Genomic DNA, 16,871 nt, shown 5'->3' with positions numbered 1-16,871 from the left:
TTCACTTTAGGGTATGCCGAAAGATGAGAAGTGTTTATATGAGTATGGAAATTTTTATTCAACTGATGGATAATGGAGAATATAAACGAACGTGAGGAGAATGGAAATGACAGCAGAATTGCTCAATGGAAAAGAAATTGCCAAGGATTACCGTGCCGGACTCGCCGCAGGCGTAGAAGAATTGAAAGAAAAAGGCATCACACCGAATCTGACAGTCGTAATCGCGGGCAATGACGGCGCTTCTCTCAGCTATGTGCGTTCCAAAAACAGGGCAGCGGAAAAGATCGGTATGGCTTCCGACATCGTTCAGCTGGATGAGAATATCAGTGAGCAGACGCTGCTGGACAAAATCAGGGCGTTAAATAATGATGATGCCGTCAGCGGAATTCTCGTGCAGGTCCCGCTGCCGGAACAGATTAGTGAAGAGAAGGTGCTGGAAACCATCGCGCCGCACAAAGATGTCGATGGCTTCAGCCCGGTCAACATTGGCAGAATGTATACCGGACAACGCACATTTATCCCCTGCACACCGCTCGGCATCATGGAACTCCTTAAACACACCGGCGCTGTGGAAGGCAAGGATGCTGCAGTGATCGGGCGATCACAGATCGTCGGCCAGCCCGTCGCAAAACTCCTTACCGATCAAAACGCCACAGTCACACTGATGCATTCCCGCACCCGGGAGCTGACCGCCAAACTTGCAGACTTCGACGTCATCGTCAGTGCCGCCGGCGCCCCGGGACTGATCAAAGCCGAACATATCAAAGACGGTGCCATTGTGATCGATGTTGGCAATACAATGGTCGATGACAAACTCCAGGGAGATGTCGACTTCGACGCCGCCAAGGAAAAAGCCGGCTGGATCACGCCAGTGCCCGGCGGCGTCGGCCCGATGACGATCACAATGGTGTTGAATAACACGTTACTGGCAGCAAAATGGCATAATGGTATGGAGTAGCATTTAATTTAAGTATGGGCCGCATGCACCTGTCTGATGGACGCGGCGTTCTTATGAATGGCTGTTAATAATTGTTCCATGTGCATGTTAACGGTCATTGAGTTGTATCTTGAATGACCGTTAGACTTTATTTAGATGAACGCTTGATCAAAATTCATTTACCAGCCTGATCTTTATACCGGAAATTGTAATCACCAAACAAATATTTGAACTGCTCCCGTGGATTTTTATATTTGGCATATTTCCTAATCGATAAAAATTCCTCCTAAGTTTTACAGATTTCTTATTTCATCTGTAAACTTAGGAGGGAGCAGGTTAAAGGATAGACGTCCTTTTTATTTTTTTATTAAACATAAACAAAGAGAACACAGATAAAGAGAGTAAATAAAGCATTTAGTACTACAATAGGTGTTAATTTTTTTGATTTATCTTGTAAACTTAGCTTTTTATTGGCTAAAATTTCAAGAAATAGAGTGACAAAAATTATCATTGCAGTTACAAAAAAATGAATTAAGTTATATTCAAAAAAATTAGTTATAGATACGGAAGATAATAAGAAGGGGGCCCCTATTATCAAAGTTAGAAAGTATTTAGTGATAAAACTATCAGGAAATGTTGCTGTCATAAATACCCTCCTTTGGTTTTAGTTGCAAGCTGCTACGGACCCTGCACCCCACGCAGAAGCAGTTGCTAAAGCTGCCCATCCGGCTGGCCCTGCTACACCAAGCGCTATACCACCAGTAGTTATGATTGCTCCGTTATAAATGCCTACTCCAGTCATTGCTGCACTACATACAGTTTGAGCTGATGCTGTTTGAATTCCATTATTATTTAAGTATTCATCCATTTCATTATAAAATCCACCTTTTTTAATTTCCAAATATTTTATTTAATTCGAGAAAATAAAATTACCAAAAACAGATCGTACCCAATCAGTTCCTGATGATAATATATACGATGTACACGACATAAGCTGCAACGAGCACGGCACCTTCCGTTCTGCCGATCGAAAAGCGGGTTCTGGAAAAGATGAGCAGCAGTATTGTCAGAACGATCATTATAATTACATCTGTGAATATTTTCCCGTCAACAGCAAGCGGTGCGACGGTGCCTGTAAGACCGACCACAAAGAAAATGTTGAAAATGCTGCTGCCGACGATGTTGCCGATGGCCATGTCCCCCTGCTTTTTGATCGCTGCAGTTACGGAGGTGATAAGTTCCGGCAATGATGTACCGATTGCAACGATGGTCAGACCGACGAGTGTATCACTCATGCCGAGTGAAAGAGCGATCTCGGTCGCACTGTTGACCACCAGTTCCCCGCCAAAGATAATGGCTGCAAGACCGCCGATGGTAATTACGATATTTTTGCTCCATGAGGAACCGACATCCGCGTCAACGTCTGCACTGGCCTCCGACCTGTTCTTCATCGCCATTTCAAATACATAATACAGGAATATCGCAAAGAAAAGCAGTATGATGAATGCATCGCCGCGTGTGATGATATTCTCCGCTGCGCCTTGTAACGCTGCATCCGCCATCAGGACAAGTAATACAACAGCACCGAGTAATGCGAAGGGAATCTCTTTGCGGATCGTTTCACTCTTCACTGTCAACGGGGCAATCATCGCTGTGATGCCAAGGACGAGCGCGATGTTCGCTATGTTACTGCCCACAATGTTACCGAGGACCATGCCTGCGTTTTCTTCCAGTGCTGCCAAAATACTGATTGTTGCTTCCGGCGAACTGGTACCAAACGCAACGATGGTCAGCCCCACCAGAAGCGGTGATACCTTGAGTTTAACTGCTATGTTCGAGGCGCCTTCTACAAAATAATCCGCCCCTTTGATCAAGAGGACAAATCCAATAATTAGTAATATATAAGCCAAAACACCACCACTCTTTCTTTACAGTTTCAAATCTTCATGTCTGAATGATAAACCTCCAGCTTATAATAACAAAAAAACGCCCACCGAATAACGATGAACGTTTGGAAACGAAAAATTTCTTCAGACTGCTGCCATGCTCATTTTCGGACCGAACGGCTCAAAGTGGATACGGCTGTTTTCTATACCCATTGCTTCCAGTTCCGCCATCATTACATTCATGAAGCCCATGGAGCCGCAGATGTAAATTTCACGAGATTCAGCCCCTGCGAAGTCATCTCTGTTCAAGTAACCGTCTGTTTCACTGAATTTTATCTTAAGGTCTGCCCCTTTCTGCTCGATTGCTGCCATCTGGTCCTTGAATGGCTGGTGCGCCTCATTGCGCACGCTGTATACATATCTGACATCTTTGCCTTTGGCAACCGAATCCTCTGCCATAGCCATTACCGGTGTTGCACCGACACCGCCGGCGATGAAAAGCAGTTTGTCATGGGCATCTGCCACTTTGAAGTCCCCGGCCGGCGCTGAGAGATGGAGTACATCACCCGCTTCGATGACTTCATGCAGATAGTTGGATACGATCCCTTTTGTACCATCACCGCCCTCGCGTTTTACTGCAAATGAAATGCCTTCCTCAGTATTCATCGCGCAGATTGAATAGTGACGGAGCTCCATGTTTGGATAGTGTTCCGGCTGGACTTTAGCGGTGATGTATTGTCCGGCTGTGATTGTTTTATCCACTTCATCAGAATCCACTGTGAATCTGACAATATCCGGAGTCATCTGTTCTTTTTCCTTAACAATGAACGGATGGAATCCTTCCCAGGCAGCCTGGCCGTACATATCTTTCTCGATACCTATGAAGATTTCAGCAAGCTTTCCATAGTATGCCTCCCAGGCATCCAGGATTTCCGGTGTGGCAGCATCCCCAAGCACTTCTTTAATGCCTTCAAGCAGATATTTGCCGACGATCGGGTAATGTTCAGGGCGCACCTCAAGCGCACGGTGTTTGTGGGCGATTCCTTTGACTGCAGGGACAATCGCATCCAGATTGTCGATATTTTTTGCAGCTGCCAGTACGGTCATCGCAAGCGCTTTTGGCTGGTCGCCGACCTTTTGATTTGTCAGGTTAAAGATATCCAGCATTTCCGGATGGGCTTCAAACATTCTCTTGTAAAAAACTGTCGTAATTTCAGTGCCGTGTGCTTCCAGTACAGGGACCGTGTCCTTAATCACTTGTTTCTTAGCTTCAGCAATCATTTGATAAACCCCTTTTAAAAAGATATATTCTTAATACATCTTAAGTTTATAACTTTGTGAAATAAATATCAATAACAATGTATACTATTTCACATATTGTTCACAAAATAAAATTAATATTCAGAAATAATTTATTATCCAGATAAATCGGAGTATAATAATGGAGAGGAGATAATCGTGATGAAACTCACACTCTATACGGATTATTCATTGCGGGTACTGATGTACCTGGGGATGAAAAAAGAAGGCTCAAAAGTAAATATAGATGAAATCGCCGAATTTTATGCGATTTCAAGGAATCATCTGACAAAAGTGGTCCATCACCTGTCAAAATTGGACTATGTAAAAACAGTACGTGGCCGGGGCGGCGGGATTATGCTAAAATATAATCCAGAAAGACTCAATATCGGAGCAGTCGTCCGCAATACAGAGGAGAATTTCCATATGGCAGAATGCTTCGACAGGGAGAATAACAAATGTGTATTAACACCGGTATGCACGCTCCGCTTCTTGTTGAATGACGCTTTAAAAGCCTATCTGGAAGTGCTTGACAACTATACATTAAAAGACATCATCCCTTCCGATGATGTCTTTTCAAACATAATTTTGAGGTGACAATATGAATTCAAATACATTGATTAAAATAATGGCCGGACTCCTGCCGACGGCTCCAATCACCGCGGACATGGTTGAAGAGAGCATCACTCAGGGTCAACTGGAAGAATCGGAGAGTTCCGAGGACAATCAGAATGAAGAATACGCAGATTACAGCGGGCCGACAATGGAAGAGGATATCGCTTCTCACAGCGGTGCCGTCCCTGATATCAGAGGTACAGAGGGATATAATGTACAGACAGGGGATGACTTTGATCCGCTCGCCGGGGTGTATGCCGTGGATTCTAATGACGGGGACATTACCGATAATATCGAAGTGACCTCCAATAATGTGGATACGAGTTCACCCGGGAATTACACAGTGTCCTACAGAGTTGAGAATTCGAGCGGCAACTGGTACGAATATACACGCACCATTACAGTCTCGGAAGCCGAAAGCGACCCTGTACCCATCGTGCCGCCGACTGAAGAAGAACTTTCAGACGGCGGTTCCGCCTCTGATTCCGAATCCGGCTCAGAGAGTTCCGAATCATCAGATATTACATTCCTTGGTACCGATGACATTACCATCGGCCAGGGAGAGGAATTCGATCCGAAGGAAAAGGTGCAGGTCATAGATGTAGATGGCAGTGACATCTCCCACCGTATTTATATACAGGGGGAAGTGGATACTGAGACCCCCGGCGAATACACAATCGCCTACGCAGTATTTGACCGCTTCGGAGACTCGCATGCCACAGCCAGAACTGTCACAGTGGAATAAGAACCAGCTGGTCCCTGAGTATGTATGAGCGAAAGACAGGGGAGGATTTAATACTGCTCTCCCCTGCCTGTTTCATAAAAAAACGCCGCTGCACAATCCGCCTGAAAATGAAAGACGGATTTTGAAGCGGCGTTTTGTTTTATCTAATATACTCAAATATGCCCGCTGCACCCATACCAACACCAATGCACATTGTTACCATGCCATATTTGGAATCGGGTCTTTTTTTCATTTCAGCAAGCAGCTTTGTGGTCAGCATCGCGCCTGTAGCACCCAGCGGATGTCCTAATGCAATCGCACCGCCATTCACATTTGTCCTATCCACATCAAGCCCCGTCTGTCTGATTGACGCAATCGTTTGTGAAGCAAAGGCTTCATTCAATTCGACTAAATCCATATCATCCGCTGTCAAACCGGCTAAATCCAACACTTCAGGGATCGCATAAGCCGGCCCGATACCCATGAGTTTGGGGTCGACCCCAACCGCTTTGTAACCAACAAAACGTGCAATGGGTGTAACACCTAACTCTTTGACTTTGTCACCGGACATCACCACGACAAATCCAGAACCATCAGTCAGAGGAGCGGATGAACCCGCTGTCACTGTGCCATCCGCTTTGAACACCGCAGGCAGCTCAGCTAAAGTTTCCATGTTTGTATCTGGACGCACAGGTTCATCGGTGTCGAATACTGCTTTCGTCACTGCCGGTCCCTGATCTGTATAGGAGACGCTGTTTATATCAATAGGAATGATTTCATCATCGAAATTCCCGGCATCCTGCGCGTTTTTAGCACGCTGATGACTTTGGACGGCGTAAGCATCCTGGTCTTCCCGTGACACTCCAAATTCATCAGCTACCATCTCAGCTGTCAAGCCCATCGGATATGACACACCAGTATCTTCGTCCTGAAGTATTGGATTAGTCGTCGGTTCATTTCCGCCCATTGGCACAGCACTCATCAGTTCAACACCGCCGGCTGCCAGAATATCTGCCTGATTAGACATAATCTGGTTAGCAGCTATAGCGATCGTTTGCAGACCGGAAGAACAATAACGGTTCACTGTCTGACCGGGGACATCGTTGGACAGGCCGGCCAGCAATCCAATGGAACGGGCAATATTTTGGCCTTGCAAACCCTCTGGAAAAGAGTTGCCAACGATGACATCCTGCACCATATCAGGATCGAACTGACCATCCACTCGATTGAGTACACCTTTTAGTACTTGTGAGGCAACTTCGTCAGGCCTCTCGTGGCCCATAGCACCATTTATCTTCCCCTTGCCTGCGGCAGAACGTCCATAAGCAACGATATATGCATCTTGCATTTTATCCATCCTTTCTCTGTTTCTGCTGATTATTAATTACGTAAAGGCTTGCTGGTTTTTAGCATATGAGTAATCCGGTCATATGTTTTCTCATTTTTTAACAGTTTTAAGAATCTTTCCTTTTCAAGCTTTTGAATATATCTTTGAGTGATATAAGTGTTCCGGGGCAGATCCCCGCCAGATAAAACATCTGCAACATTCAACGTAATTTCATAATCATAATCGCTGATAAAGCGGCCCACACGCTGAGCGTCCAATTGTCCTTGAGCCAGTGCCCGATAGTCTCTGCCCAAAGCAAAATATTTTACTTCCGGCTTTGGCACATAATTCGTCTCGGATTCAAAGCGCGCCCGGTTTAATGCAATTTCCACCCTTCTTTCTGTATTCAATAAAATCGTGTCAGTTTCTCTCAAATAACCATATCTGAGTGCTTCATAAGCATTCGTCGACACTTTTGCAAAACCTACATTCGTGAGTACTTCTGTCATGGATTCTTGTTTATCATTGTGTTTATGGGTCGTTTTAAGGACTCTGTCTGCCATCTCGGCAAGTCCTCCGCCGCTCGGCAGCAGTCCTACACCTGTTTCTACAAGTCCCATATATGTTTCGCTCGCAGCAACGACGAACGGTGAATGCAGTACCAATTCACAGCCGCCGCCTAACGCTCTGCCCTGTACTGCTGTCACAACCGGTTTAAGCGCATGTTTTAAGCGATTAAAACTATAATGCAGTTTTTCAACGGCGGGACCCACCGACGCTTCAACCATGCCTTCTTCATATGCTTTTTTCATCATATATAAATTGGCACCGACACTAAAGTTATTGCCGCCTGCATAGATCACCATGCTTGAGTAATCATCATTTTCCAGAAGGTCGACAGACTCGATTAAATCATCCGCAAAGCCATCCGAAATAATGTTGTTCTCACTTTGTAATCTGAGTAACAGCTGATCTTTATTCGCCACGGACAGATTGGAATCTTCCCTGTCCCATATTTCGCTGTCTATGAATTCCGACACAGGGGTCACACGCTCTATTGATTCACCATCCGAATAGAATGGTGCTGTCCGTCCTTCTATCCATTCCGGCAAATGACCGAGTTCTTCTTTCATACGCGCTTTAACACGTTCAAATCCCATTAAGTCCCAAAGTTGGAAGGGGCCGCTTTTCCAGTTGAATCCCCAGACCATTGCACGGTCTATATCCTTAAAGTCTGATGCAGCTTTTGGTACATTAATGGCAGAATAATAAAAATTGTTCCTAAGCGTTTCCCACAGGAATCTGCCCGCCGCATCATCCGCTTGGTAAATCGCATCCATATTTGCGCCCAAGTCCTTGCCTAATCTTCCCAGCAGCTCGAATTCCGGCTGTTTCGGCTGGACGTATTCGTTACTTTCTGTGTCAAAAACGAGACGCGCCTTATTTTCTTTTTTGTAAAATCCTGCTTTTGTTTTTTTACCTAATGCGCCGTTGGCCATCAGTTTTTCAGCAATTTTTGTATCATGGAAGAATTCTTTCTCTTCGGGTACTTTTTGCAGACCCTTAATTACTGTCATTGCAATATCAAGTCCTACTAAATCGACCAGCCCGTATGTTCCTGTACTCGGTCTGCCGATACTCCGTCCCGTCAATGCATCGGTTTCAGTAATTGAAAATCCTTGTTCTTCAGCACGCAGCATGACATCGTTCATCGTCTGTGTACCTATACGGTTGGCAACAAAGGCAGGCACATCATTGGCAATAATGACACCTTTCCCTAATACATCTTCGGCAAAAGCCTGTACTTTTTCAATGACTTCCGGAGAAGTCCTTGAATTGGGGATCACTTCAACCAGCTTCATAATGCGGGGCGGATTGAAGAAATGCATACCAAAAAATCTTGCCTGAGCTTTCTCGTCTAACGCTTTTGATATGGATTCAATTGGAATACCGGAAGTATTGGTGGCAAATAAAGCATTGTCCTTAGATACGCTGGCTACTTTATCCCAGATATCATGTTTGATATCCAGTTCTTCCTTGACCGCTTCGATGAAAATGTCCGAGTCATCCGGCCCATTCAAGTCTTCTGAAAAATTGCCATAGGATAAATTGGATGCAAAATCTAAATCAAACAGCTGCGGTTGTTTCGGATCAGTGATACTGTCATACGACTGTTTTGAAATTTTGTTTGGTTCTTTATCATCAGCAGCAATGTCCAATAATTTAACTTTTAAACCTGCATTCACAAGCAGGGCGGCAATTTGACTGCCCATTACACCCGCCCCTAAGACTGTTGCTTTTCTTATCGTCATGGAAAAACCTCCAAAGTATTTTGTCTCACATAAAATGCATCCGCACAAATCAGATAAATGCAGAATCCCCTGTCAATGCTCTTCCAATAACTAACGCATTGATCTCATGAGTCCCTTCATAAGTGTAGATCGCTTCGGCATCGGAGAAAAATCTCGCAATATCATAATCGGCAAGAATTCCATTTCCTCCTGTAATACCCCGGCCCATCGCAACAGAATCTCTCAACCTTAAAGAATTCATCATTTTTGCTGTTGACGTTGCGACTTCATCGTATTCACCATTTTCCTGCATACGTGCCAGCTGCGCAGATAAAGACATTGCATGAGCTAAGTTGCCATGCATCATTGCCAGTTTTTCCTGGATTAACTGGTATTTACTGATTTCCTTGCCAAACTGTTTTCGCTCTGTCACATAATCCTTAGTTGCACGCAATGCGCCAGCCAGCGCACCTGTGGCCATATGAGCCACACCGGCACGGGTAGAATAAAGGATCTTTGCAATATCTTTAAAACTGTTAATATTCTGCAGTCTGTCTTCCTCTTTTACCACAACATTATTCAAGTGGATATTACAGTTTGGATTAATCCTCAATGCGATTTTATTTTCGATGATATCTATTTCTACCCCCTCCTGTTCAGGCTGGATGATGAAGCCTTTCGGTTCACCTGTATCTGCATCTACAGCATAAACCGGAATGACATCGGCCAGATTAGCGCCTCCGATCCACTTTTTCTCACCATTCAGCACCCATTCATCACCGTTTCGTTTTGCAGTTGTTTCAAGTCCGCCGGCTACATCCGACCCATGTTCAGGTTCAGTTAAAGCAAAGCAGGTTCTCAGTTCATGCGACTGCAATTTAGGCAGATAATATGCAATTTGTTCTTTACTGCCCCCAAACAGGAACGAATTGTGTCCCAAACCCTGGTGCACCCCTATGAGAGTCACTAATGACACATCAAATCTTCCAATCGTGTACGACATGAAGAACTGGAACATCTGACTGTTTGTTTTCGCACCCTCACGACCTTCAAACAGGAGTGGATTATTGAAATAATCCAATTTACCCATATCATCGAAGAATTCTTCAGGAACCGTTGCATTCATCCAATGTTCATTAATCGATGCACGGTATTTATCTTCCAGCAGATCATTGAGCTGTTTTAGAAATTGCACTTCCCCTTCAGTCAGTTCTTTCGAAATATTCATCCGGTCTTCCGGATATAATTCTTCTAATAATGACTGTTTTGTCGCCATAGCATATCCCCCATTAATCAAATTGTTAACGCTTACATTTATTGTGATAAATTGTTTGCTGCATAAGCCGAATAGGAATTATGCCAATTCGTCTTCCTGATTTTCATCTTGAGCTTTCTGATTCATTTGGCGTTGTATTTCCAGCTTGTCAGGTTTGACGGTAGAAGTTAATGGCACTTCACTCAGTTTAAGATACAGCTTTGGTGTTTTATAACCTGCCAGCCGCTCCCGCATATGTGCGTCCAGTTTGGATTCAAATTCCGAATCCGTTTCTTTCAACACCACAGCTGCTGAAACGGACTCTCCGAATTTGGGACTGTCATAGCCGACGACTACGCACTGAGCGACAAGCGGATGTTCCGACAGCACAGTCTCCACTTCAGAAGGTAAAACATTTTCACCGCCGGTAATAATTAATTCTTTTTTACGATCAACGATGAATAAATCTCCATCTTCGTCTATTTTAGCTAAATCACCGGTTAAGAAATAGCCATCCTTAAACGATTCTTTGGTAAGCTCCGGTTTTTTCCAGTAACCGGGTGTGGCATTCTTCCCTTTTACTGCCAATTCCCCGATTTCACCCGGTTGAACCTCATTCAGGTCTTCATCAAACAGACGCACATCCACATACATTACAGGCTTGCCGATAGACATCGGCTTTTCAAGTGCATTGGCCGGTGTGTTAACCATGGCCAGCGGTGCTTCAGTTAAACCGTAACCATTAATAATTGTGTATCCCATACTCTGAAACTTTTCCTGGACAGCCGGAAGGGGAGCTGACCCGCCTTGTATGAGGAATTCTATATTCTTGAAATTTTTAATATCAAAGTTTTCAGCGACCAGCATGCCGTAATACATTGTTGGAATGAGTATCAGATAATCCGGCTCATATTCTGCCATCATCTCATTCAATTCCTTACCGTCGAAATACCGCTGGATAATCATTGTTCCGCCTGCCATGATCAATGGCAGAGCCGTGTCGTTAAACCCTAATACGTGAAACATCGGGGTGGATATGATCGTTGTATAGCCGGAGTTGATCTTGTAAGTTAAAGCTGTGTTTATCACATTGCTGACAAACGAATCGTAAGTGAACATAACACCTTTCGGCATACCGGTTGTGCCGCTGGAATACATTAAAGCTGCCAGTTCATCGCTTTCTACATCGACAGATTTAAACGGCCGGTGATTTTTCGGATGAACGATCTCATCATACTCCGGTGAATCGATATCCATGTGAATCAATTCCCCGGATACGCTTTTCAAACTCTCCAGGTGATTTGATGCATAAAAAATCATCTTCACTTCTGAGTCTGACACAACACTTTCAATTTCCTGTGGTTTCAGCCGCCAATTCATCGGCATGTAGACCGCACCCATCTTAAATGCAGCAAATAGCACATCCAATATCGCCACATCGTTTGGTGCGAACACTCCCACTACATCTCCGCGCTTAATGCCTTGATCCTGTAAATAATTTGCCAGATTTTCAGCCCGGATATTCAAATCCTGGTATGACCATTCTGTACCTTTATACGGATCAATGACCGCTGCTTTCACTTCATCATAATCTGCTCTTGTTTTAATCCAATCATAATTCATATTTATCTTCCCCTTTGTTTATACGTCTCCCATTTTTAATCGATTGGGACAGATTCCCCCATTTGCTTTGATATATGCGTTCATCCATCACGGTAATATCTTCCGCCATAATCGGTGTAAAATCCATATGTGCCAGTATATCCTTTTGGATATCTAAACCAGGTGCAATCTCAATTAATGCCACCCCTTTATCAGTTAATTGAAACACTGCACGTTCAGTTACATAGAAAACCTGCTGATTCAGTTCCCTGGAATAACCTGCGTTGAAATCGATATTTTGAACATCGTCAACGAACTTATTTGAATGGCCTTCCTGTTCAATGATCAGTGTGTTATTCTTACAGACCGTTTTACTGCCGGCAACCATTACTCCGGAAAATATAAGGGTTTTTACCGTTTGGGTAATATCTATAAACCCGCCGCTTCCACTTCTTCGTGTGCCAAAACGGGAGACATTCACATTGCCGGAGTGATCGATTTCTGCAAAACTGAGATAGGCGATATCAACCCCGCCATTATATATAAAATCCCATGTCATATCATGTGGCATCCGTGCATCCAGATTGTAATTCATACCCAAATAATCTCTGCTGCCGATCATACCTCCGAAAACACCGGTGTCAACGTTGAGCTGAACCAGATGATCAACTTGTTCTTCTATCAATACATCTGACAGTTCATTGTTAATACCAAATCCAATACTTACTACATCCTCTTCCAGCAAAAACTGAGCGGAGCGTCTCAAGATGAGTTTGCGGGAACTTAATTCAACAGGCGGTCCTTTCATTTCTGTAAGACGGTAATGCCCGGATAAAGCAGGATCATAGTAAGTCTGCATCACCTGCTTATGATATTTTGTATTGTCATTGACAACAACGTAATCCACCAGTTCCCCGGGCAGGAAGACATCGTGTGGATGAAAGCTGCCTGTCTCAACGACCTCTTTTACTTGTACAATCACTTTGCCGCCGTTTTTACGCGTGGCGGCGGCAACACTATATCCTTCCCCAAGATGCGCTTCATGAATCATGAAAATATTTCCATCAATATCAGCATAAGTGCCGCGCAGAAGTGCTGTATCTATGCCAGGAAAGTTATAGTGTAAATATTCTTCCCCGTCAATTTCGATTAAAGATACCAAATCTTCAGTTGTCCGATCGTTTACTTTGCCGCCGGACCATCTTGGATCAACATTTGTGTTTACGCCTATTTTTGTAATCATTCCCGGAAAAGAATCAGATTGACTCCGGTACTGTGTGGCGAGTATGCCCTGCGGAAAAAAATAAGTTTCAATGTCATTATTTTCAATCGCATGGATAGTCTGTGGTGAGGAAGTAATTAAACTGGTTATCAGCCGCTTAACCATCCCGCGCCGGACAAATGAATCAAGGTCATAGCCATCAGCATAATCACTGATATCGTTTGCAACGATAAAGGTAAGATGACCGGGCACTCCGCCTTCGTCGTATTGTTCGGCTAAATGCTTCAGTATTTCAACAGGCAGATTGGCAACGGATAAAGCGGCCATTGATATGACGTCGTTATTGTTAACAATATTTTTCAAGTGACAATAAGAAATGATTTCCATTCAATAAACTCCCATCCTTAGCCTGCAATCAATCACTCATTATCATTATCCCCTTTCGAATATGAAAACCCTTACACAACAAATATATCATTGCTTATAAATAATGTAAACGCATACAATTTAAGGTGTAAAATTCTCTATTACAACCCTTCTGAGGGACAGAACTATAGAACTGTAACACGCCTTAGTGTTATATGTACAAAAGTGCGGGCAAAATCTTTTGCCCGCACTTTCATAGACTTCCTGCCTGTATCAATCAGGCAAGCTGTTTCATTATTTCACCATTGAATGCATCCAGATCATCAGGTGTACGGCTTGTGACAAGATTGCTGCATACCGTCACTTCCTGATCATGGACTTTTGCCCCCGCATTTTCCAAGTCTTTCCTTACGTTTTTCACCGCTGTAAGGTTGCGGCCGCTCAAGAGATCCGTATCGACCAGAAGCTGAGGGCCGTGACAGATTGCGAATGTCGGTTTATTTTGTTCAATGAAATGTTTGGCGAATTTACTGAATCTGTCATTTTCATCTCCGCGCAGACCATCCGGTGAAAAACCGCCGGGAACATAAACCGCATCATAATCATCAGAATTTACTTCAGAAATACTTTTATCGGCTTTAAATTTACCGCCTTTTTTTCCTTCGACTTCACCTGCTTCAGGTGCAATCACTTCCACATCATGTCCCTGGGATTCAAGAGCATTCACAGGGCTGGTATATTCAATATCTTCTACCAGGTCCGTCATTAAGACTGCTATTTTTTTAGCCATTTAAAACATTCTCCTTAAGAAATATTTTTTCATCTCACATAAATATGTATTCCACAAATCCAAAGTCTTAAACATGGGAAAAATTAATTGTGAAAATCATTACATATTGACAAAACGAACAGACGTTCCTATAATATGATGTCAGGAGTGATATCATGCAATACAAATATGATCGCAAATTAGAGTATGAAATATTATATAACGTCAAACACGATGTATTCGACTATCCCAATACAAGCATGTCTGAATACGACATCCGGACCGTAGACTTCCATATGAAGCTCATGGAACAAAAAGGACTTCTCATCCTGACTCCCTTTTACTACGATTTTTACTACAGTAATATAGAACTCACACAAAAAGGAGAAGCACTGCTGAACCACAAAGCATCATGATATATCGTCCCGGAACCGATTGGGTTTCGGGGCTTTATTTTGAACCTAATTGAAATGAAATTACAACTCATGATTTTTTTCTTCACTTTACACATTGATATTAAGACTAAAAGTATCAGCAAGCCATCTTTTCGTGCGTTCATCATCCAGTAACTCTGCAGAATGCTCCCCCACAAACAGATCATCATCAATCATACCGTCTTCAAGATCCGGAACGACATAGAGCCATTCGACACGAATGACAAATTCCTCCTGTTTAAAATGCGGGTTGACCCGTGCAATTTCTTTAAATGGATATTCATCATTGTCAATCAGCCGCCCGCCCTGGTGCATCTTGAATTCGTCTATAGGCACAGCAGTATCCATCACCCTTCCGGCTCCCAGATACCCGGAACGTGTTGAAAACAATGCAATAATATCATCTGCAGCTATTTTACTAACGACCTCTTCGTTACTCCTGCCGTTCACACTTATAATGCCAAGTTTTTTATATAGATCAAAGTCTCTGAAAGTGCTGTTGAATTTTCCATTGATAAAATACATATATATTCACCTCGACTTATTCCCTCTCTACCCTCGCAGCTGACGTTTCACACCAATTTATAAAGGGTAAATTTATACTGAAAAGGGATCAGAAGGGGTGATATCCATGTTCAATAAAAAGAAGGGCAGAAAGATGATGCCTTTCAATGGAGAAACGAACGGAGCCAAACGTGATAAGCTGCCTAAAGAATACAAGTACGAAGTGGACAGAGAGGAATCTTACGACTATAACAAACATAGAAAAGATTACTACGTCAATGAAGAAATCGATAAAAATGTATTGCATGACAACCGGTATGATTCTGCCAATAGATAGGCACAACATCACCGATTCGGAATTTATGGCATATGTATGTAATGTCTAATCCTTATAAGGTTAAACTGTTAAACAAGTGATTTAAATTCATTATTCCATGTTTATCACCCTGTATATATAGGGTAAAAGGAATAAGAACACACAAAGCACAAAGGAGATGTTTATACATGGGAATATTCGACAAAGCAAAAGAAAAAGCAAAAGATCTAAAGGATAATGTGACTAAAGACGACGTAGAACAGGGCTGGGATACAGCTAAAGAACAAGGCGACAAATACGCTGGAGACAACGAAACATGGCAGAATGCCAAAGAAAAAGGCGACGAAATGATGGACAAATATGGCAGCGGTGATGAAGAAGGCCAAAACCAGGAAGACAATAACGAAGAAAACAAATAAACACATTCAAATGCACTGCCCATTACCCGGATTCTCTGAATCCGGGTTTTTCTGTGTTGACAGTCATCATATGATATCCCAGTCAAATAAAAAAAGACCGCAGGCATTAGCATTCGCATGCTAATGTCCACAGTCTCATGAAAACTTATAAATCTTGTGAAATTTTAGATCTTATTTAGGGCTCCTTCTAAAGAATGTGAGGATAGAACCTAGTATTAATAGTCCCGCAGCTGCGATGCCAAGCGGTGCAGCAGGTACCCCTGTATCCGGTAAATTACCATTTCCGCCTCCATCTGATGCAGCAGCTTCTTCATCTATCTCTTCAGATTTCTCATACGGTACTGTTACTTGGAATTCAGAACCAGTATTTCCATCTTCATCTTCAGATATAATTTTTAATGTTTCACCAGGCACAACCTGATCTGCATCAAATTCAATCGAGAAGCTGCCCGCTTCATCTGCAGTACCTTCAGCAACCAGTTCACCATCACTATTATAAATTCCTATAGAATCCGATCCATCTATTTGACCGGAAACCTCATAGCCGGATGAAGGATCGCCGGTAATATCCACTGCACTATCTCCTGTCTCAGAGTCAGAATCAGCATCGGCATCAGCATCTGTATCGGCGTCAGAATCTGTATCGGCATCGGCATCAGAGTCGGAATCGCCGTCAGCGTCAGAATCTGTATCAGCGTCAGCGTCAGAATCGGAATCGCCGTCAGCATCAGAGTCTGTATCTGCATCGGCATCAGAATCGGAATCGCCGTCAGAGTCGGAATCGGAATCGCCGTCAGCGTCAGAATCTGTATCGGCATCGGCATCAGAGTCGGAATCGCCGTCAGCATCAGAATCTGTATCGGCATCGGCATCAGAATCGGAATCGGCGTCAGCATCAGAGTCTG

The 16,871-nt window shown here is 43.4% G+C and carries 19 protein-coding genes; 6 read left to right on the top strand and 13 right to left on the bottom strand.

Annotation, left to right across the window (positions count from 1 at the left end):
* Positions 1–106: 106 nt before the first annotated feature.
* The gene (locus tag G343_RS0100970; RefSeq protein ID WP_020006259.1) at positions 107–958 is read left to right on the top strand and encodes a bifunctional 5,10-methylenetetrahydrofolate dehydrogenase/5,10-methenyltetrahydrofolate cyclohydrolase; all 852 of its coding nucleotides are present in this window, start codon (positions 107–109) and stop codon (positions 956–958) included.
* Positions 959–1,304: 346 nt separating this feature from the next.
* Here the strand turns inward: G343_RS0100970 and G343_RS0100965 are convergent, their stop codons facing one another.
* The 4 genes from G343_RS0100965 to G343_RS0100950 all read right to left on the bottom strand — a co-directional run bounded on the left by G343_RS0100965 (position 1,305) and on the right by G343_RS0100950 (position 4,104).
* Positions 1,305–1,583, bottom strand: coding sequence for a hypothetical protein (locus tag G343_RS0100965; protein ID WP_020006258.1), 279 nt, complete (start codon positions 1,581–1,583; stop codon positions 1,305–1,307).
* Between the two features lie 18 nt (positions 1,584–1,601).
* On the bottom strand, positions 1,602–1,838 hold the full coding sequence (locus tag G343_RS0100960; protein WP_156823549.1) for a hypothetical protein: 237 nt from the start codon (positions 1,836–1,838) through the stop codon (positions 1,602–1,604).
* Positions 1,839–1,890: 52 nt separating this feature from the next.
* Complete coding sequence (locus G343_RS0100955) at positions 1,891–2,847, bottom strand: calcium/sodium antiporter (protein ID WP_020006256.1); 957 nt, start codon at positions 2,845–2,847, stop codon at positions 1,891–1,893.
* Positions 2,848–2,967: 120 nt separating this feature from the next.
* Positions 2,968–4,104 (bottom strand): globin domain-containing protein, encoded by a 1,137-nt coding sequence (locus G343_RS0100950; protein WP_020006255.1) that lies wholly within the window; start codon positions 4,102–4,104, stop codon positions 2,968–2,970.
* A gap of 180 nt (positions 4,105–4,284) precedes the next feature.
* Here G343_RS0100950 and G343_RS0100945 point away from each other — a divergent pair, with 180 nt between their 5' ends.
* On the top strand, positions 4,285–4,719 hold the full coding sequence (locus G343_RS0100945) for an RrF2 family transcriptional regulator (RefSeq protein WP_020006254.1): 435 nt from the start codon (positions 4,285–4,287) through the stop codon (positions 4,717–4,719).
* A gap of 4 nt (positions 4,720–4,723) precedes the next feature.
* Positions 4,724–5,482: an immunoglobulin-like domain-containing protein gene (locus tag G343_RS0100940; protein WP_020006253.1), complete on the top strand. Its 759-nt coding sequence runs from the start codon at positions 4,724–4,726 to the stop codon at positions 5,480–5,482.
* 139 nt (positions 5,483–5,621) lie between these two features.
* Here G343_RS0100940 and G343_RS0100935 read toward each other — a convergent pair whose 3' ends face one another.
* From G343_RS0100935 to G343_RS0100910, 6 genes are all read right to left on the bottom strand, one after another.
* The gene (locus G343_RS0100935; RefSeq protein ID WP_020006252.1) at positions 5,622–6,809 is read right to left on the bottom strand and encodes a thiolase family protein; all 1,188 of its coding nucleotides are present in this window, start codon (positions 6,807–6,809) and stop codon (positions 5,622–5,624) included.
* A gap of 32 nt (positions 6,810–6,841) precedes the next feature.
* A complete protein-coding gene (gene fadB, locus G343_RS0100930; protein WP_020006251.1) occupies positions 6,842–9,100 on the bottom strand; it encodes a 3-hydroxyacyl-CoA dehydrogenase/crotonase FadB in 2,259 nt (752 codons plus the stop codon).
* 49 nt (positions 9,101–9,149) lie between these two features.
* Entirely contained in the window at positions 9,150–10,355 is a 1,206-nt protein-coding gene (gene fadE, locus G343_RS0100925; protein ID WP_020006250.1) for an acyl-CoA dehydrogenase FadE, read from the bottom strand.
* Between the two features lie 78 nt (positions 10,356–10,433).
* A complete protein-coding gene (gene fadD, locus G343_RS0100920; protein ID WP_020006249.1) occupies positions 10,434–11,957 on the bottom strand; it encodes a long-chain-fatty-acid--CoA ligase FadD in 1,524 nt (507 codons plus the stop codon).
* Complete coding sequence (gene fadX / locus G343_RS0100915) at positions 11,947–13,545, bottom strand: fatty acid degradation protein FadX (protein ID WP_020006248.1); 1,599 nt, start codon at positions 13,543–13,545, stop codon at positions 11,947–11,949. The genes fadD and fadX overlap by 11 nt, the downstream gene beginning before the upstream one ends.
* Positions 13,546–13,801: 256 nt before the next feature.
* Complete coding sequence (locus G343_RS0100910; protein ID WP_020006247.1) at positions 13,802–14,314, bottom strand: type 1 glutamine amidotransferase domain-containing protein; 513 nt, start codon at positions 14,312–14,314, stop codon at positions 13,802–13,804.
* 155 nt (positions 14,315–14,469) lie between these two features.
* Between G343_RS0100910 and G343_RS0100905 the strand changes: the two genes are divergently transcribed.
* Positions 14,470–14,709, top strand: coding sequence for a hypothetical protein (locus G343_RS0100905; RefSeq protein WP_020006246.1), 240 nt, complete (start codon positions 14,470–14,472; stop codon positions 14,707–14,709).
* Between the two features lie 87 nt (positions 14,710–14,796).
* Here G343_RS0100905 and G343_RS0100900 read toward each other — a convergent pair whose 3' ends face one another.
* A complete protein-coding gene (locus tag G343_RS0100900; RefSeq protein WP_020006245.1) occupies positions 14,797–15,252 on the bottom strand; it encodes a hypothetical protein in 456 nt (151 codons plus the stop codon).
* 106 nt (positions 15,253–15,358) lie between these two features.
* Between G343_RS0100900 and G343_RS0100895 the strand changes: the two genes are divergently transcribed.
* Complete coding sequence (locus tag G343_RS0100895) at positions 15,359–15,568, top strand: hypothetical protein (protein ID WP_020006244.1); 210 nt, start codon at positions 15,359–15,361, stop codon at positions 15,566–15,568.
* A gap of 167 nt (positions 15,569–15,735) precedes the next feature.
* Positions 15,736–15,966, top strand: a complete 231-nt coding sequence (locus tag G343_RS0100890; RefSeq protein WP_020006243.1) for a hypothetical protein — start codon at positions 15,736–15,738, stop codon at positions 15,964–15,966.
* A 171-nt stretch (positions 15,967–16,137) separates the two neighbouring features.
* On the opposite strand, the gene G343_RS15300 is transcribed toward G343_RS0100890, so the two are convergent.
* Both G343_RS15300 and G343_RS15525 read right to left on the bottom strand, forming a co-directional pair.
* Positions 16,138–16,539: an Ig-like domain-containing protein gene (locus G343_RS15300; RefSeq protein ID WP_156823548.1), complete on the bottom strand. Its 402-nt coding sequence runs from the start codon at positions 16,537–16,539 to the stop codon at positions 16,138–16,140.
* Positions 16,488–16,871, bottom strand: a 384-nt coding sequence (locus tag G343_RS15525; protein ID WP_211211825.1) for a hypothetical protein, incomplete at its 5' end; no start/stop codon positions are given. The genes G343_RS15300 and G343_RS15525, both read right to left, overlap by 52 nt.

Source organism: Salinicoccus albus DSM 19776 (assembly GCF_000385175.1).
GTDB lineage: Bacteria > Bacillota > Bacilli > Staphylococcales > Salinicoccaceae > Salinicoccus > Salinicoccus albus.
This window is presented reverse-complemented; position numbering and strand designations above follow the sequence as displayed.